Origin of the sequence: Thalassospira sp. ER-Se-21-Dark, assembly GCF_017922435.1 — a bacterium.
In the GTDB taxonomy this organism is placed as follows: Bacteria; Pseudomonadota; Alphaproteobacteria; order Rhodospirillales; family Thalassospiraceae; genus Thalassospira.
The window spans coordinates 113155-129464 of sequence record NZ_VDEZ01000002.1; the positions used below are offsets into that span (position 1 = coordinate 113155).

Annotated in this window: 17 protein-coding genes; 5 read left to right on the top strand and 12 right to left on the bottom strand. The window is 55.3% G+C overall.

Annotated features, from left to right (window positions below):
- Positions 1-62 precede the first annotated feature (62 nt).
- Positions 63-1070 carry a TRAP transporter substrate-binding protein DctP gene (gene dctP, locus FHI25_RS08165; protein WP_063087123.1) on the bottom strand — a complete coding sequence of 336 codons (1008 nt, stop codon included), beginning with the start codon at positions 1068-1070 and terminating at the stop codon, positions 63-65.
- A 318-nt stretch (positions 1071-1388) separates the two neighbouring features.
- On the opposite strand from dctP, the gene FHI25_RS08170 reads away from it, so the two are divergent.
- Together FHI25_RS08170 and FHI25_RS08175 are read left to right on the top strand one after the other, a co-directional pair.
- A complete protein-coding gene (locus FHI25_RS08170) occupies positions 1389-2066 on the top strand; it encodes a GntR family transcriptional regulator (RefSeq protein WP_008891290.1) in 678 nt (225 codons plus the stop codon).
- Between the two features lie 62 nt (positions 2067-2128).
- Positions 2129-2869: a TlyA family RNA methyltransferase gene (locus FHI25_RS08175; RefSeq protein ID WP_210516686.1), complete on the top strand. Its 741-nt coding sequence runs from the start codon at positions 2129-2131 to the stop codon at positions 2867-2869.
- A 34-nt stretch (positions 2870-2903) separates the two neighbouring features.
- On the opposite strand, the gene FHI25_RS08180 is transcribed toward FHI25_RS08175, so the two are convergent.
- The 7 genes from FHI25_RS08180 to fabI form a co-directional block, all read right to left on the bottom strand.
- The gene (locus FHI25_RS08180) at positions 2904-3332 is read right to left on the bottom strand and encodes a heme-binding protein (protein ID WP_210516688.1); all 429 of its coding nucleotides are present in this window, start codon (positions 3330-3332) and stop codon (positions 2904-2906) included.
- A gap of 130 nt (positions 3333-3462) precedes the next feature.
- Positions 3463-3939: a DUF2269 family protein gene (locus FHI25_RS08185; RefSeq protein ID WP_210516690.1), complete on the bottom strand. Its 477-nt coding sequence runs from the start codon at positions 3937-3939 to the stop codon at positions 3463-3465.
- Positions 3940-3979: 40 nt separating this feature from the next.
- Positions 3980-4597 carry a TetR/AcrR family transcriptional regulator gene (locus FHI25_RS08190; RefSeq protein WP_210516692.1) on the bottom strand — a complete coding sequence of 206 codons (618 nt, stop codon included), beginning with the start codon at positions 4595-4597 and terminating at the stop codon, positions 3980-3982.
- A 143-nt stretch (positions 4598-4740) separates the two neighbouring features.
- Positions 4741-5355, bottom strand: a complete 615-nt coding sequence (locus FHI25_RS08195; protein WP_210516701.1) for an intradiol ring-cleavage dioxygenase — start codon at positions 5353-5355, stop codon at positions 4741-4743.
- A gap of 182 nt (positions 5356-5537) precedes the next feature.
- Entirely contained in the window at positions 5538-6788 is a 1251-nt protein-coding gene (locus FHI25_RS08200) for a hypothetical protein (protein ID WP_210516703.1), read from the bottom strand.
- A 48-nt stretch (positions 6789-6836) separates the two neighbouring features.
- Positions 6837-7940, bottom strand: a complete 1104-nt coding sequence (gene aroC / locus FHI25_RS08205; RefSeq protein ID WP_210516705.1) for a chorismate synthase — start codon at positions 7938-7940, stop codon at positions 6837-6839.
- A gap of 83 nt (positions 7941-8023) precedes the next feature.
- Positions 8024-8854: an enoyl-ACP reductase FabI gene (gene fabI, locus FHI25_RS08210; RefSeq protein WP_008891298.1), complete on the bottom strand. Its 831-nt coding sequence runs from the start codon at positions 8852-8854 to the stop codon at positions 8024-8026.
- Between the two features lie 204 nt (positions 8855-9058).
- Here fabI and FHI25_RS08215 point away from each other — a divergent pair, with 204 nt between their 5' ends.
- Complete coding sequence (locus tag FHI25_RS08215) at positions 9059-10417, top strand: YihY family inner membrane protein (protein WP_210516707.1); 1359 nt, start codon at positions 9059-9061, stop codon at positions 10415-10417.
- On the opposite strand, the gene FHI25_RS08220 is transcribed toward FHI25_RS08215, so the two are convergent.
- The 3 genes from FHI25_RS08220 to FHI25_RS08230 all read right to left on the bottom strand — a co-directional run bounded on the left by FHI25_RS08220 (position 10414) and on the right by FHI25_RS08230 (position 13551).
- On the bottom strand, positions 10414-11757 hold the full coding sequence (locus FHI25_RS08220) for a mechanosensitive ion channel domain-containing protein (protein WP_210516709.1): 1344 nt from the start codon (positions 11755-11757) through the stop codon (positions 10414-10416). The genes FHI25_RS08215 and FHI25_RS08220 overlap by 4 nt on opposite strands.
- Before the next feature lie 171 nt (positions 11758-11928).
- The gene (locus FHI25_RS08225) at positions 11929-12858 is read right to left on the bottom strand and encodes a J domain-containing protein (RefSeq protein ID WP_210516711.1); all 930 of its coding nucleotides are present in this window, start codon (positions 12856-12858) and stop codon (positions 11929-11931) included.
- A 216-nt stretch (positions 12859-13074) separates the two neighbouring features.
- Positions 13075-13551, bottom strand: coding sequence for an RT0821/Lpp0805 family surface protein (locus FHI25_RS08230; protein ID WP_008891306.1), 477 nt, complete (start codon positions 13549-13551; stop codon positions 13075-13077).
- 146 nt (positions 13552-13697) lie between these two features.
- Here FHI25_RS08230 and pdxH point away from each other — a divergent pair, with 146 nt between their 5' ends.
- On the top strand, positions 13698-14318 hold the full coding sequence (pdxH, locus tag FHI25_RS08235) for a pyridoxamine 5'-phosphate oxidase (protein ID WP_008891307.1): 621 nt from the start codon (positions 13698-13700) through the stop codon (positions 14316-14318).
- Positions 14319-14399: 81 nt separating this feature from the next.
- Here the strand turns inward: pdxH and FHI25_RS08240 are convergent, their stop codons facing one another.
- Positions 14400-14708 (bottom strand): metalloregulator ArsR/SmtB family transcription factor, encoded by a 309-nt coding sequence (locus FHI25_RS08240; RefSeq protein ID WP_008891308.1) that lies wholly within the window; start codon positions 14706-14708, stop codon positions 14400-14402.
- A gap of 602 nt (positions 14709-15310) precedes the next feature.
- Here FHI25_RS08240 and FHI25_RS08245 point away from each other — a divergent pair.
- The gene (locus FHI25_RS08245) at positions 15311-16168 is read left to right on the top strand and encodes a universal stress protein (protein WP_064790082.1); all 858 of its coding nucleotides are present in this window, start codon (positions 15311-15313) and stop codon (positions 16166-16168) included.
- Positions 16169-16310 lie beyond the last annotated feature (142 nt).

The window sequence follows — 16310 nt, forward strand, 5'->3', positions numbered from 1 at the left end:
TTTTGAGGAATGCGGTGGTGCCGGACGGACCGGCACCACCATCACTTCACGTCAAGAACCGATCACTCGACTGCAAGTGCCATATCAAGAAGTTCCTGACCGTTCGGGGTCTCTTCAACGAACTTCTTGTAGGAGGTTTCCTTGGCCAGAGCCTGCCATGCGGCAAAGTCTTCATCGGTCAGTTCGGCGATTTCAACGCCGTTTTCCTTGAAGACGTCGATGCTGTCAGAGTCCTGCTTGCGGCCTTCGGTGGTGTAGTATTCCTCAGCCTTTTTCGCAGCAGCAGCCAGGGCTTCTTTCTGCGCATCATTGAGGTTGTCGTAGCTTTTCTTCGACATCAGGACCGGCTGATACATGAACCACAGTGCGTTGCCTGCGGCCGGGGTGTAGCAGCTGACCTGCTCGTAGATACGATAGGAAACGAAGCTCGAGGAGCTGGTGTTGGTGGCATCAAGAACGCCGGTCTGCATGGCCGGATAGATTTCCGAGCTCGGCATGGCGGCGATGGATGCACCGGCACCTTCAAGCATCTGCTCGAACGATTTGCCAGCGGCACGAATCTGAAGGCCTTTTACGTCTTCCGGCTTGCGGATGCAGCCCTTGGTCGAGGCAAAGCCACCGGCCAGCCAACCCTTGGCAACGGTTACAACACCATCTTCGTTCAGGAGTTCTTCGATTTTAGCCATGAACGGGGATTCGTTGATGCGGTTGGCATGATCGTGGTTTTTGACCAGTGCCGGCATCAGGGTCAGGTTGGTTGCCGGAACGCGACCACCAGCATAGGCCAGCGGATAAACGATCATGTCGAGCTGCCCGCGTGTCATCGGGGTCCACTGTTCTTTTGCCTTGAACAGGGAGCCGGACGGGAAGATCTGGATTTCCAGATCAACGTTTGCGGCTTTGACTTCATCGGCGACGATCTGTGCAACCTTGTGACGGATATCGCTGGTCGACCACTGGTGAGACAGTTTGAGCGTCTCGGCACCAGCAGATGCGGACATGCCAAAGGCAGCAACAGACATGGAGATGGCGGCAACAGACGCCGTAAGAGTCTTCTTGAAAATCTTCATCTTTATCCTCCCGGATGAAGCATGCGTTTTGAATGCATTTTGACGGCTTTTTGCGCGTCTTATTATTGATGCGGTTTTCGCATTGGAAGAAAGCGTTACAGATTTCTGGCATGCTGTCCATGCAATTTTGTATACCAGAACGTCATTTTGCAGTGCCACAAATCCGCGCCCTAGTATTTGCCGGGGGATTTAGGAAAACCGGGGCCGAACTTTTGCAATGCAGCAGGAAATCATCGCAAAGCAGCATCGAAAAGGCTTTGATTGGTACCAGAATATGTGTTCTGGTATACCAGTAAGTGACGAAAAACGAGGTCCCACATGTCGCAAAACGGAAAGCTTGCCACCGATCTGGTCCAGAAACTTGAACGCGATATCGTGACCGGTGTGCTCAAGCCTGGCGACAAACTTGACGAGCGTTCTTTAAGCGAACGGTTCGGTGTGTCACGCACGCCGGTGCGTGAAGCGCTTCAGACACTTGCCGGTTCGGGACTGGTTGCGACCATGCCTCGCCGCGGCACCATTGTTGCCTCGATCACGGTTGCCGAACTGATTGAAATGTTCGAAGTCATGGCAGAACTTGAAGCGATGTGTGCACGCCTCGCCGCGCGACGTATGCCGCGTGTGGATATCGAAAACCTGATTGCACTGTCCGAAGAGTGCAACGGGCTTAAGGATCATGCAGATGCGGACGCCTATTACGAGGCCAATGTGCGCTTCCACGAGGCGATCTATGCCGGATGCCGCAACAGTTTCCTTGAACGCCAGACCAAGAATGTGCGCAACCGCCTGGCACCTTATCGTCGACTGCAATTGCACCGTCCGGGGCGTGTGAAGAAATCCAACAATGAACATGCCGATATCCTCAGTGCCATTTCCAATGGCGAGGCCGAGACGGCCGGCAAACTGATGCAGCAGCATGTGGCGGTTCAGGGTGAGTCGCTTAATGATCTTCTGGCGATTGTGCCGCGCGGATACCTCGAACCGCTGGCCAGCTGATTCCGGTTTAAAATCGACACCAAATGCGTGACCTTTTTGGGCGGGTACGTTAAAACGCGCTCATGGCAAAGAAACGTTTGGATCAGTTGCTTGTGGAACGTGGATTGGTGGAAAGCCGGTCCAAGGCGCAGGCTTATATCATGGCAGGCAATGTCTTTAGCGGCGAGCAACGGCTCGATAAGCCGGGCATGCCGTGCAAGGAAGACATTTCCATTACGCTGCGCGGACAGCCCCATCCGTGGGTGTCGCGCGGCGGGCTCAAGCTTGAAAAAGGGTTGGCCGAGTTCGAGATCGACGTGACCGGTTTTATCGCGGTTGATGTCGGGGCATCCACCGGCGGCTTTACCGATGTTCTGCTTCAGAACGGGGCGGCCAAGGTTTATGCCGTTGATGTCGGGCAGGGGCAGCTTGATTGGAAGCTGCGCAATGATGACCGCGTTGTGGTCATGGAAAAGACCAATGCGCGCCACCTGACCGAAGAACAGATCCCCGATGCCATTGATATTGTCGTTTGCGATGCCAGCTTTATCGGGCTTCGTACCGTGCTTCCGGCCAGTATGGAGCGGGTAAAGGCGGGCGGTTATCTGATTGCGCTGATCAAGCCGCAATTTGAAGTCGGCAAGGAACGGGTTGGCAAAAAGGGTGTCGTGCGCGAACCCGAATTGCATCAGGAAGTCTGCGACACGATTTCCGACTGGCTGGCAAATCTTCCGGGCTGGGAAGTGCTTGGCATCACCAAAAGCCCGATCACCGGCCCCGAAGGCAATGTTGAATTCCTGATTTGCGGGCGGAAAACGGCCTGATCAACAGGCCCGGTTTCCACCCGCCATCACCAGATTACTTGCCGATTTTCTTCATGAAGAAATCAATACCGGCCTGGGCGCAATCCTGATCCTGCGGCGGGGTGCCGGAACTGACGCCGATACCGCCCACGCATTCACCATCAACGAACACTGGCAGGCCGCCCGCGACAATCGACAGGCGACCGCCAATTTCGGAATCGATGCCATAGGCCGGTTTGCCCGGTTGGGCGGCCGCGGCATATTCATGCGTGCCCTTGCGTGCGCCCGATGCGGTAAAGGATTTGTCCTGGGCGATGGTGGTGCTGGTGACCTTGCCGCCATCCATGCGTTCAAATGCGATCAGTACACCGGATTCGTCGGTAATCGCGATGCACATCGGAACCCCGATTTCATTGGCGCGGATGCGTGCGCCTTCGATCAGGATATAGGCATCCTCAATGGACAGGCGTTTGATGGTCAGCATTGGACTTCTCCCGGGACGTTTTCTTTGATGCTATTAACTAGGCGGCATCTTAGGGTCTGCGCCAAAAGCCGATCAATCAGATAAAACGGCTTTCCGTATGGTGGAAGGCGCAGCATGTTGCGCCCACCACTTAAAAGTCGGGACGCATGATCATCAGGTAAAGGGCGCCCAGCGGAAACAGGATGGCAATCCGCCCGACCATGTTCCACAGCCTGCGGCATTTCTCGTAGCTCACGGGCATTTCAGTTTCGCCGTTTGCGACGGTCTTGGCCGCGATCTTTGACATGTAGATCTGAAGCGGGAGCAAGCCCACCAACCACAGCATCGCCGCCATGCCAAACAGACCAATGCCATAGATCAGATAGGGGGCATCCGAAAGCGCGATGCCGGTCGCGTGGAAAAGACCGATGCCACCAATCACAATCAGGGCCGAACCAAGCGCGGTAAAGGCAAGATCGGTGACATTGATCAGGCGACAGGCAAAGGCGATAACGACCGGGTTGTTGGTCCGGTCCGCCTGTATTTTCCAGACGGCTGATACGATGATATTGCCCAAAAACAGAATGGCGCCAATGACGTGTATGAGTTTGACGGTTGCGTATTCCATCTGATTTTCCGTTTGGTAACAGGCGGCTGCCCGTTAAGGGTTAAGGGGCTTTGGTGGTGTTGACCGGCATGGTCAGGTCTTCGGCCAGAAGGCCCAGAACAAAACTTGAAAGATCCTGATCGGCGGGCGGCACGATCATGCCGTCAATCACCAGCATGGCGATGCCGTGTGCGCGGCTCCAGGCGGCAAGGGCGCGGTTATAGGCGCTGGCGGCCTCGGCCAGGGTCATTTCGGCCTTGCGATCAACTGATGTGACGGCGCGCTGCAAGACATCAAAGGCGTTGTCGGCGGCATCGCGCAATTCCGGATATTGATCAAGTGGCGGGCGTTCGCGACCAAAGATCAGACGGAAATGCTGCGGGTTTTCGACCGCGAACTGCACATAGGCCGCCCCCAGTGCCATGATGCGTTCTTCGTGATCGGGGTGACTTTCCGCAGCACTTTCAAGTTGTTCGGCAAATCTTTCAAAGGCGGCAATTGCGACTGCCGCCAAAATGCCATCCTTGCCGTCAAAATGGCGATAGGGGGCGGCTTCCGACACACCGGTCAGCCGCGCCAGACGGCGTAGCGACAAACCAGCCGGGCCTTCTTCGATCAGGATGTTTTCAGCTTGTTGCAGAAGGACGTTGCGGACATCACCGTGGTGATACTTTACCATTTGCACGTATCTCGATTTTCTTATGTTAACTTTGTTAACATTAAAGCGTGACACACGAGGGCGCAAGACCAAAAATCACGTTTTTTCATACGGATCTGATCGCGGAAGGCTGCGGGTTATCGTGATGCGTGGGCGCTGGCCAATCAGCCCAGAACGAAATCAAACCGGCCGATTTCGCCGTCACTTGCCGGATGCATGTTCATCAGAAGTGCGCTGTCAAACAGGTGATCAAGCTCGTTGAGCGGTTCATCCGGGAAATAGAGCTGTGTGGTCAGGGTTCGGCCATTGGGCGGTGTGATTTTGACGTGGTAATGCGGGGTTCGTCCGGCATATTCGGCCGGGCGGATGGTATCGAAGTAATAGCGCCCCTGGCCGTCAGTGCGCTGATAGCCGCGCATGTTATAGCCCTGATTGTCATAACGGCCATCGGCATCCGCATGCCACAGATCGACAATCGCATTGGCAATCGGCGTGCAGGCCGAGTTTAGCACATAGCCCAGCAGGGTTACTGGCGTGCCGCCGGTATCGGTTCGGAAGTTGCGCTTTTCAGGCGGATTTTCGCTATAGAACGGGCCTTCGGTCATGGCGCGTGTCGGGCCGATATCCTCCCCGCAGGCAGGGGTCGCCGGAAGGGTTCTGTCACTGGCGTAGGAAACCGGTGAAAGAATGGAATTGCCGATAAGTGCCGAGCCTGCAGCAAACCAGCCCTTAAGCGCAGACCTGCGCGACAGACCGGCCAAGTCCAGATCGATGGTCATTGGTTTTGCCTTTTCCCAACCGCGTTTGGGACCGTGTTTTTTTGTTATGAGGTACAGATGTGGTCGCAGCGCGAAACTACAAGTCGAGGTTGGTCGAAAATTACTTTGATCGACAAAAAAAATGCGCCATCCGTGAGGGGATGGCGCGAGGGAAGTCTGGCGCTTCAGGGTTCGGGTCTGCTTCAGGCGGAGTTGTTTTCCTGCTCTGCCGGTTGAGTTTTCGGGGTGTCTGCGCTGGTTGCTGCCGCTTCTGGTGCGGTTGGTGTGTCGGGGGTCGCTGGTGTAGTGGTGTCTTCCTCGGACTTGCTCGAACTGTCGTTTGGATCGGCTTCCGTCGCGTTTTCAGTTTTATCGCTGTCTTCTGATGACGTGCTGTCTTGGGCCGGATCAGCATTGGCCGTTTTCCCGTCATCTTCGGGTGCCGCAGCCTGGGTGTCCTGCGACGCAGTGGTTTCGGACGCATCGGACGACTGTGTGCCGTCTGAGGATTGCTGCGCATCCGGGGCGGGTTTGGCAGTGTCGCTTGCCTCCGCATCTGGCTCGGGCTTTGGCTGTTCATTTGCCTGTGCCGCATTTGGTGTTTCAGACGCCGGGGTGGTGTCTGGCTTGGCGGCAGCGTCAGATGCCTTGTTGTCAGGATCTGGTTTGGTGTCCTCAGATGCCTTGGCATCTGTGGCCGCAGGCGTAGTTTCCGTGTCCTTATCCGATGGGGTTGCGGCGGTATCTTTATCCGTGCTTGCCCCGGTCTTGCTGTCGTCAGGCTTTGGCGTCTCGGCGGGTGCCGGTGTCAGGTCAACCGTGGGGGCGGTTGGTGTCTTCTGATCTTCGGGCCGGTCGGGGCGGATCAGGAATTTATTCGAGAGCGTGTCCTTGCCGATCAGAAGCGGTTGATCCAGTGGGCCCATTTCCAGAAGGCCGATTTCGACATCACGGATAACGCCGCCCAGCTTGATGCGGGTTTTGATCACAGGGGCGTGCACGGGCGGGGTGCTGGCGCCGGTTTGCACATCGCGAAAGCCCGCGACTGGCAAGGTCAGCTTCCAGACAATGGTGCGCGACTTAAGGCTGCTGTCGGCGGCAGGCGGGGCCTTGATGGTCAGGGAGAAAGATACCGATCCGCTGGCCGTTGCATCGGACGCGTCATCACTGCTGCTATCGGAACTGCCCGGGTCGTTCTTATCCTCGCTGTCATCATCGACAGTGAGGTCGCTGACAAACAGGCAGGTTTGCGGTGCCGCGCCGAGGATCATGGAGGGCAGTCCTGAAATCCCCCAGTCGGGCAGGGCGACTGCTTCGTCCGCAAACAGGACGATGCGATTTTTGAGCTGCGCGTCACTGCCAACCGTTCCGCTGGGAGCCGGTTTTTTGTTGGATGCAGCAAGTTGGATCAGGGTTTTGAGCAATATCGGGTTCATGCCACTTAGACGCGGCATGAAACCAGTTGTGATGCGATATTCGCCCGTTAGGATATCGCCCGAAAACTAGCTCGGGAAATGTTTGTTGGTGTTCCAGCCTTCGCACTGTGCACGGTGGCGCAGAAAGTGGTCGGCAAGCGTGATTGCAGCCATGGCTTCGCCCACCGGAACGCCGCGGATGCCAACACAGGGATCATGGCGACCCTTGGTGACGACATCGACTTCCTTGCCATAGATATCAAGGCTTTTACGAGGTGTGAGGATCGAGCTGGTCGGTTTGACTGCAAAGCGTACGACAATGTCCTGACCTGATGAAATCCCGCCGAGAATGCCACCGGCATGGTTGGAGCCAAAGACAGGCTTGCCATCATTGCCCAAGCGCATTTCATCTGCATTTTCGATGCCGGTGAGTTCGGCGGCCTCAAAGCCATTGCCGATCTCGACACCCTTGACGGCATTGATGGTCATCATCGCCTTGGCCAGATCGGCATCAAGCTTGTCATAAACCGGGTCACCCAGACCAACCGGGACGCCGGAACAGACGACTTCGATCACCGCACCGACGGATGATCCATCCTTGCGCAGGCCATCAAGATACTCCTCGAACACCGGAACGGCTTCGGGGTCGGGGCAGAAGAACGGGTTGTTATCAACTTCAGCCCAGTCCCAGTTCGCACGGTTGATTTCCTTGGTGCCCATTTTGACCAGGGCCGCACGGATTTTGATGTCATCGCCCAGCACCTTGCGGGCAATTGCACCGGCGGCAACACGCATGGCGGTTTCGCGGGCCGACGAACGACCGCCGCCGCGATAATCGCGCGTGCCGTATTTTTCCCAATAGGTGTAATCGGCATGGCCCGGGCGGAACTGGTTTTTGATCTCGCCATAATCCTTGGAACGCTGATCGACGTTTTCGATCAGAAGCCCGATCGGGGTGCCGGTGGTTTTGCCTTCGAACACGCCCGAAAGGATTTTGACCTGATCAGGTTCGCGGCGCTGAGTGGTAAAGCGCGACTGACCGGGTTTGCGTTTTTCGAGATAATTCTGAATATCGGACTCGGTGAGTTCAAGCAGGGGCGGCACACCATCAACGACACAGCCAATGGCCGGGCCGTGGCTTTCGCCAAAGGTGGTGAAGCGGAAAAGTGTTCCAAAACTGTTGCCAGCCATAACCGATTATCCAGAATTCAAATATTTAAGAGACAAAACGGGCCGCCCATCAGGGCAGCCCGCAAAATCGTATCAGGCCCAGATCAGGATTTCTGGACAGTGATGTCAGGTGCGTCTGCCTGTTTCATGCCAACGGTGTGGTAACCGCAATCGACATGATGGGTTTCGCCCGTAACACCGGTCGAAAGATCCGAGAGGAAATACAGACCTGATCCACCAACATCATCAAGCGTGACGTTGCGGCGCATCGGCGAATTGTATTCGTTCCATTTCAGGATATAGCGGAAATCGCCAATCCCGGATGCGGCAAGGGTCTTCATCGGGCCTGCCGAAATGGCGTTGACGCGAATGCGATCCGGGCCAAGGTCATTGGCAAGGTATTTGACGCTGGCTTCAAGGGCCGCCTTGGCAACGCCCATGACGTTGTAGTGCGGCATGACCTTTTCTGCGCCGTAATAGGAGAGTGTTAGAAGCGAACCACCATCTGTCATCAGTTTTTCCGCGCGCTGTGCGATCGCGGTAAAGGAATAGACCGAGATGTTCATCGAAAGCGCAAAGTTTTCCGGCGAGGTATCGACATAGCGACCACGCAGTTCGTTCTTGTCGGAGAAACCGATGGCATGCACAACAAAGTCAAGCTTGCCCCATTTTTCCTTAAGCGTCTCGAACACGGCATCCATGCTGGCCGCATCGGTCACGTCACATGGCAGAACGATGTTGCTGCCAACGGACTCTGCGAGCGGGCGCACACGTTTTTCAAGGGCTTCGCCCTGGAAGGTAAAGGCCACTTCGGCACCGGCCGCAGCAGCCGCACGTGCAATGCCCCAGGCAATCGATTTATCGTTGGCGACACCCATAATCAGGCCGCGTTTACCGGCCATAAGGCCCGAAATATTGTCGGTGGACAGGCTCATATTTCCTCTCGTTCCCACGATCTCTTTCTCTGGCAGGTAGAGGCATTCAAGAAAAGCCGCGACCGGCCCAGAAGGCATTAGACATTTTGCGCATCCTACACAAAGCGCGGCCAAGGTCAATCTGACCTGTCATAACGTGTGCAGGCACGCTATCTTGTCGATCAGGTGCAGTATAACCGGAAAATGCGTGGGGATAAGCGTTTAATGGCCGAAATTCAGAAATTGCTCGCTGATCGAACCGCATTCTGGCGCTATGCCGGTATGCGTTTTGTCCATGACAAATCCATACAGCGTGCCGCCGGTTTGTCTTATACGACGCTTTTGGCGATGGTGCCGTTTCTGGCGATTGCCCTGACGGTATTGTCGGCCTTTCCGGTTTTTGATCAGTTCAAGGACCAGATCATGACCGTGGTCCTGAGCAATTTCCTGCCAGAAACCGGCGCGCAGGTCACAGACTATCTTGGCAATTTCTTGCAGAATACCGGACAGATGACAGCGATTGGCACAATCGTGCTTGGCCTGACGGCGGTGATGTTGCTCAGCGCCATCGAAGGGGCGATGAACGATGTTTTTCGCGTGACCAGCCCGCGTAAACTTCTGGCGCGTCTGGTGGTGTTCTGGACACTTTTGACGGTTGGGCCGATGTTGCTGGGGCTTAGCCTGTCACTGGCGTCCTATTTCTTTGCCATGCGATATTTGGTGGGCGGCGACGCGGTTGCCGAGCATATCGGTCAACTGACGTTTCTTGCGCCGTTTGTTCTGTCGGCGGTGGCTTTTTCATTGCTGTTTATCGGCATGCCGAACCGCTCGGTCGTGATTATTGATGGTGTGGTTGGTGGCGTTGTGGCCGCCGTTTTGTTCGAAACCCTGAAAAAGGGGTTTGCGTATTATGTCACGACGTTTCCGACCTATCAGACGATTTATGGCGCGGTTGCGATTGTGCCGATCTTTCTGTTGTGGATGTATCTGACCTGGATCGTGATCCTTCTGGGGGCACAGGTGGCAGCGGGCCGTTCCGAATGGCGCGCTGCACGGGCGGCGGGCATCGTTCCCGATCCGCGCGGTGCGGTGCCGGGGCATATGGAACGGATCATCGCGGTGCTGCGCGTTCTGGAATATTTGCAAAATCGTTTCCACGAGGCTGCCAAACCGCCGACCTATCGCAAGATGATGCGCGACGTCAAACTGGGCGGCCGTGATCTGAACTGGGCGTTGGCAGCGTTGCGGCGCGAAAAGCTGATTGATCGTTCCGAAAATCATCGCTGGCTGCTTTCGGGGGACCTGTCGCGGATTTCGTTGATGGATCTGATGAGCCGCCTTGGTCTGTTTCTGGATTACGACCGGTTGCTGGTTGTGCAGACCGATAGCGGCTGGCCGATTGCCATGCGCGAACGCCTGATCGAGCTCGAAGAAAAACGCAAAACGGTTCTGGATGTGAAGGTGGGCGATCTGCTTGATACCCCGCGCCCCGAAGACAAAATCCCCGAACAGATCGAGAAAGATCAGGACCACGAAAAACAAGACGATATCAATCAGAAAGACATGACTGACATCATAAGTTAGTCGTTGCGTCCGGAGGCTTTGGCGTGGGTCATTTCCACGCGGATTGGTACATCGCTGCTACGCAGGTGCAGATCGCGTTGCGGGAACGGGATTTCGATATTGTGTTCGATGAAGGCGTCCCAGACATTGAGCAAAACTTCGCTGATGATATTGCCGCGACCGTTTTGCGGGTCGTTGATCCAGAAACGGATTTCAAGATCGACAGAGTTGTCACCAAAACCGCGCATCAGGGTATTGGGCCCCGGATTGTCCTGTACGCGTGTGCATTTCGCCGCCGCCTCGTTACACAGCTTGATCGCAAGATGGGGATCGCAGTTATAGGAAATGCCGACCGGGACTTTCAGGCGCAGCTTGACGTCCGAGTGGCTCCAGTTTTCGACCTGATTGGTGATCAGGTCTTCGTTCGGAATCAGGAATTCCGTGCCATCGCGGGTTCGAACGGCAGTGTAACGCGCGCCCAGTGACTGAATCCAGCCAAAGGTATCGCCAATCGCAATGACATCGCCGGGCTTGATCGACCGGTCAAGCAACAGGATCACTCCGCTGATCAGGTTGGCGAAAATGCGTTGCAAACCAAAGCCGATCCCGACACCAACCGCACCACCGAATACGGCGAGTGCTGTCAGATCGACACCCATGGTCGAAAGTGCAAACAAAACGGCGATCGAGAGCAAGACAAGCTTGAGAAGCTTTGCCATCAGGACCTGCACCGACGGGGTCAGGTGATGGACCTTGCGGATGCGTTGTTCAAACAGGCGTGAGGCAAAGGATGCCACCCACAGCAAAACCGCAAGCGAGAGAACGGCTTTGATGATGCCATAGATCGAAATGCGGAACTCGCCGAATTCAATCGCATGCCCGTCGAGGATTGCGATACTTGGTTCCAGCCATCCGACAATGTTGAGTGCCGCCAACGTCCAGGCGACGGTGGCAATGGTGCGTGACCAGACGGGATCATTGACAATGGCGGCGGCCAGACGAATGACAATCCATGCATTCAGAAGGCTTGCCACCAACCGGATGATGTTATGGCGGTAGCCAGCCTGAATGGCGATGGCATCAAGCACCCAGATGGCAGTAACAAAAATCAGAGGGAAGGCAAGACTGGGCAGCACCAGCGCAAAGCGTCGAAACCCGGCATAGGGTAAAAGCGGCTTCCAATCCTGCAAGCGTGCGAGAAGCGACGCCAGACGACCACGCAGCAAAAAGGCCGGGATTGTGGCAAGCAGGCAGGCAGCAATCTGGATCAGGATCGGGACCAGCAGGACATTTGCAGAGATCCAGGCGATTGCCTGTTCAAGCCATTGCAAATAGATGTCCGGGTTGCTGAGCTGTTCCATATTGCCCCTTATGATCGGTTTCGTTCTTTGCGACAAAGCCCGTTAAAACAATATGGTAACACGGAACCGGATTAACAGGCACCTTTCAACGCGGGGTCTTTTGCACGGCCTGACCCCGGGTGCCAACTGGCCAAGAAAAAAGCCGGCGAATGCCGGCTTCGAGGTGATCTATCAGCGCGCCTTGTAGGGGTGCTTTTCAGACCAGTGCTTGATGAACTCGACCAATTCGTCATCACGTTCTTCGGGCAGTTTGACCGTCAGGTGAACATATTGATCACCACGCTTGTTGCCCCGGTCATAAGGCGCACCTTTGCCGCGCAGGCGCAGCTTGGTGCCGCTGTTGGCGTTGGCGGGCAGCTTCATATTGACCTTGCCATCGACAATCGGCACTTCAATGGAGCCACCCAGAATGGCTTCAGGCAGGCTGATTGCCAGATCACAATGCAGGTCATTGCCTTCGCGTCGGAAGGTCTTATCCGGATGAACATGCAGCTTGATCAGCGCGTCACCGGCCTCGCCACCATTCATGCCAGCCATCCCCTGGCCTTTAAGGCGCAGGGTCTGTTCGTTCTCGCTTCCGGGGGGGATGCGGACTTCAAGGCTTTTGCCGCTGGCGAGATTGATGCGCTTGGTCGTGCCAAGGATGGCCTCGGCGAAATCAAGGCTCAGCTCATAGGAGATGTTCGGGCCTTTGACCTTTCTGGGTTTGCGTTCCCCGCCAAAGCCACCGAAGCCGCCGCCACCAGAACGTGCGCGTCCCTTGCCGAAAATTTCGTCAAAGATGTCCTCGGCATTGGCGCCGGAAAAGCCGCCGAACGGATCGCCGCCGCCAAAGCCACCACCGGCATGTCCGCCGCCACGGGCAAACGGGCTGGTTTCGTGACCATCGGCGTCGATTTCACCATTGTCGAATTTCTTGCGGCGCTCCGCATCACCGAGAAGGTGATAGGCGCTCGATACCTTTTTGAAGCGTTCTTCGATTTTGGCATCGCCCGGATTGACATCGGGGTGAAGTTCACGCGCCAGTTTGCGATAGGCCTTTTTGATTTCTTCCTGACTGGCGTTTTTGGCAACGCCAAGTGTCTTGTAGGGATCCTGCATTTACTGACCGGTTCCAGAAACTAAAAGCACGTTATGTGATTTGGACGTTGTGTTCATTATTAGATCATGCGCCGCAAAAGATGAACCATTTTGCCGCATATGATCCGAAACAATGAGATTAAGACGGGTTTGTCGCCCGAACCGATGACCAGATATGAAAAGGCGGCGCAGATCGCAAGGACCGCACCGCCTGTCATTTCAGATTTTTAGCAAGGCTTAGTTGACGACTTTCCAGCTGCCATCCGGCTGGCGGCAGGCGGTGCCATAAGCCGTTTCTTCCTGGCCACCAATCATCACCGTCTGCTGGTATTCACGGCAATATTCCTGGGTTTTCGGTTCCTGATAGGTGCGGGTCGGGGTCACCGTACCCTGAACACCGGTATCGGGGTTGTTCCAAGTGGTGGTTTGACCTGTCGGGGTGGCTTCCAGCGTGCGCTGGGTGCTTTTTGCCATGATGGCGCGGTCGGCATTGTCAAGCGACTTGCCGACTTCGCTGCCGATAAAGGCGCCGGCAAGCGTACCAAGCGCAACACCGACAAGCTGGCCACTGCCCTTGCCAAACTGTGCGCCTGCGACGGCACCGCCGACGGCACCAAGAAGTGTGCCGGCCGTTTGCTTCTGACCCTGATCCTGGGCGCAGCCAGCGATAAAGGCGGTCATGACCACCGGGATAACGATTTGACGGAATTTCATGTTTAATTTGCCCATCTTGTCTTTACAGTCCCAACCGATATTCTTTGGGTATATATATTGATCCAACGTTGTTGCTGCCACCGTAGTTCCGAAATATGTCGTCCTGACGGCAACAAATTTAATCAGCCAAAGGAAATCCTTTCGCAATGAACGAGAAAAATGCGCCAAAAATTGGGCATGAACCCCACGATGCCCCGTTCGACATGTTCGAAACCTGGTTTGCGGACGCAAAAAAGGTCGAGACTGCCTATCCGGATGCGATGACGCTTGCGACTGCCGATGCGCAAGGTCGCCCGTCGGCGCGGATTGTGCTGCTCAAGGGTTTTGATCCGCGCGGATTTGTTTTCTATACCAACTATGAAAGCCGCAAGGGCGACCAGTTGGCCGAGAACGGTTTTGCTGCCCTTTGTTTCCACTGGAAGACGCTTGAAAAGTGCGTGCGCATCGAGGGCAAGGTTGCCAAGGTCGATGCGGCCGAGTCAGACGAATATTTTGCGTCCCGCCCGCGTGGCAGCCAGTTGGGGGCCTGGGCATCCATTCAGTCGCGCCCGATGAGTGGCCGGTTTGATCTTGAAAAACGGGTTGCGGAATTCACCGCCAAATTTGGCCTTGGCAAAGTGCCGCGCCCGGAACATTGGGGCGGTTATCGCCTTGTGCCCGACAGGATCGAGTTCTGGGCGGAGGGCAAATTCCGACTGCATGACCGCAAGCTGTTTACCCGCGATGACGCCGATAGCGGCTGGGATACGCAAAAGTTGTTTCCGTAATAACGGCGACAGACTCCGAAACGCAAAAAACGCACAAGGGGATCATGCCTTGTGCGTTTTTGTATTCTGGATCGGTGCGCTTTAGACTGCGGGTTCTGGCGGGCAGAAGGTGTCCTGCAGCACAGCGATGATCTTCATGATGTCGGGATTGGCCAGCGAATAATAGATCGTTTGCGCATCGCGGCGGGTTTTTACAAGCCCTTCGCGGCGCAATCGTGCAAGGTGCTGTGACAGGGCGGATTGTTTGATGCCCAGTTCATTTTCCAGCGTGCCAACGGATTTTTCCGTGTCGCCGAGAGAGCACAAAATAAGCAGACGCCACTCATTGCCGAGCGTTTTGAGAAATTCTGCAGCTTCACGTGCATTCTCGTGCAGTGCCGTATAGTCCATCCGCGAGTAACCCCGTTCTTAACTCTGCACACCAGGTTGCATTTTTGCTTTGAATGCCCGGTATCCTACCCAAGAGAGTAGGGTCCAAACCCATTCACATAATCGCCCCGGTCACCCGGATTTGTGCGGATATGCAGAGCAAAACCACAGGAAGATTTACATCTTTCAAGGTTTTGCGACAAAATAGCCCGTGCAAATCCGGGTGATCCAAAGGACAACTGATATGAGAGAAAGCTTCTGCGTCAAATCCCTTGACCGGGGATCACCCCGCTCAGCGGGCTTTTCCCAGCTTTTTCTCTCATATCAGTTGCCGGGTCGGTCATGTGAATGAGTTTGGACCCTATATCTCGATCTTTAAAGCGTCATCGTAATCGTTGGCATTCATGTTACAATCATTTTGTGCATGGTCGATTGAGAAAAACCGATCTGGCACCAACCACCGACACCAACAAAGTATAAGAATAATAATAACTTTCGCAAATTTTTGATCTTGAACAAAGAAAGCTGGGGCAAAAGATCTCAGACTGCTTGGCAGTAAAGGCATCATCAGTCGGTATTTCAGGCAGGTTCAATGACCTGTTCGACAGGCGGGAGTAGTTAACATGGCAATTCGCACCATTCTGGCACCGGTAGCAGGCACGGCAATCGACAAACGTGTGATGGCGACGGCCTTTAAACTGGCCAAGTCATTCAACGCGCATCTTGAGGCGCTTTTTGTTGCGGCCGAGCCACAAGACGCCATTCCGATTGTTGGCGAAGGCATGTCAGGCCTGATTATCGAAGAAATGATCCAGGCCGCCACCACCGAAACCGAAAAGCGCGAAGCCAGCGGCAAGGCATCGTTTGCCGCCGCCGTTAAAGAGGCCGGCATTGAAGAGTCCAACACACCGAGCGCAGACGCCAAGCCGACCTGCGCCTGGCGCAAGGATAGCGGGCGCGAAGACGAAACAGTGGCCCGTCGCGGGCGTCTTTTTGATTTGGTGGTGATTGGCCGGGATCCCAAGGAAGCCTCCGCATCGCTGACCTTTGATGCAGCCCTGATGGAAACCGGGCGTCCGATCCTGGTGGCCCCAGAAGTAACCCCGGCGACCATCGGTGAAAAAGTCATGATCGCCTGGAATGGCGGGATTGAGGCCGCGCGCGCGGTTACATCCGCCATGCCGATGTTGCGCAATGCCAAGGAAGTCACGATTGTCAGTGTCGGCGAGGTTCCCTATGGCCGTGCATGCGCCAAGGCGCTGGCCGAACAGTTCAGCTGGCACGGAGTCGATGCGGCCGTGGTTGAGAGCACGGAAACCGGACAGGTTGCTAATACCTTGATTTCCGAGGCAGAAAAATGCGGTGCCGATACCATTGTTCTGGGGGCGTACAGCCATTCACGTTTCAAGGAGATGATCCTTGGCGGTGTGACGCAGGATATGTTGGCAAAATGTGCCTTGCCGCTTTGGATAATGCACTAAGCCAAGGGGCTGCTTAAGCGCCTGATATCGCGAAATTATATTACCTAACCGATGGTATATGACTGAAAAGGCGCATTTTTGATGCGCCTTTTTTTGTTGCGTTGCGGGATAAATAGGCACAGGGTTACAGAAATAAGAACGT

Excerpts from the sequence above, each read along its gene's own strand:
- FHI25_RS08230 (WP_008891306.1), bottom strand. The coding sequence starts at position 13,551 with ATGAAATTCCGTCAAATCGTTATCCCGGTGGTCATGACCGCCTTTATC.
- FHI25_RS08240 (WP_008891308.1), bottom strand. The coding sequence starts at position 14,708 with ATGGACTATACGGCACTGCACGAGAATGCACGTGAAGCTGCAGAATTT.
- pdxH (WP_008891307.1), top strand. The coding sequence starts at position 13,698 with ATGAACGAGAAAAATGCGCCAAAAATTGGGCATGAACCCCACGATGCC.
- dctP (WP_063087123.1), bottom strand. The coding sequence starts at position 1,070 with ATGAAGATTTTCAAGAAGACTCTTACGGCGTCTGTTGCCGCCATCTCC.
- aroC (WP_210516705.1), bottom strand. The coding sequence starts at position 7,940 with ATGGCTGGCAACAGTTTTGGAACACTTTTCCGCTTCACCACCTTTGGC.
- FHI25_RS08190 (WP_210516692.1), bottom strand. The coding sequence starts at position 4,597 with ATGGTAAAGTATCACCACGGTGATGTCCGCAACGTCCTTCTGCAACAA.
- FHI25_RS08180 (WP_210516688.1), bottom strand. The coding sequence starts at position 3,332 with ATGCTGACCATCAAACGCCTGTCCATTGAGGATGCCTATATCCTGATC.
- FHI25_RS08200 (WP_210516703.1), bottom strand. The coding sequence starts at position 6,788 with ATGCCGCGTCTAAGTGGCATGAACCCGATATTGCTCAAAACCCTGATC.
- FHI25_RS08215 (WP_210516707.1), top strand. The coding sequence starts at position 9,059 with ATGGCCGAAATTCAGAAATTGCTCGCTGATCGAACCGCATTCTGGCGC.
- FHI25_RS08245 (WP_064790082.1), top strand. The coding sequence starts at position 15,311 with ATGGCAATTCGCACCATTCTGGCACCGGTAGCAGGCACGGCAATCGAC.
- fabI (WP_008891298.1), bottom strand. The coding sequence starts at position 8,854 with ATGAGCCTGTCCACCGACAATATTTCGGGCCTTATGGCCGGTAAACGC.
- FHI25_RS08185 (WP_210516690.1), bottom strand. The coding sequence starts at position 3,939 with ATGGAATACGCAACCGTCAAACTCATACACGTCATTGGCGCCATTCTG.
- FHI25_RS08195 (WP_210516701.1), bottom strand. The coding sequence starts at position 5,355 with ATGACCATCGATCTGGACTTGGCCGGTCTGTCGCGCAGGTCTGCGCTT.
- FHI25_RS08175 (WP_210516686.1), top strand. The coding sequence starts at position 2,129 with ATGGCAAAGAAACGTTTGGATCAGTTGCTTGTGGAACGTGGATTGGTG.
- FHI25_RS08225 (WP_210516711.1), bottom strand. The coding sequence starts at position 12,858 with ATGCAGGATCCCTACAAGACACTTGGCGTTGCCAAAAACGCCAGTCAG.
- FHI25_RS08220 (WP_210516709.1), bottom strand. The coding sequence starts at position 11,757 with ATGGAACAGCTCAGCAACCCGGACATCTATTTGCAATGGCTTGAACAG.
- FHI25_RS08170 (WP_008891290.1), top strand. The coding sequence starts at position 1,389 with ATGTCGCAAAACGGAAAGCTTGCCACCGATCTGGTCCAGAAACTTGAA.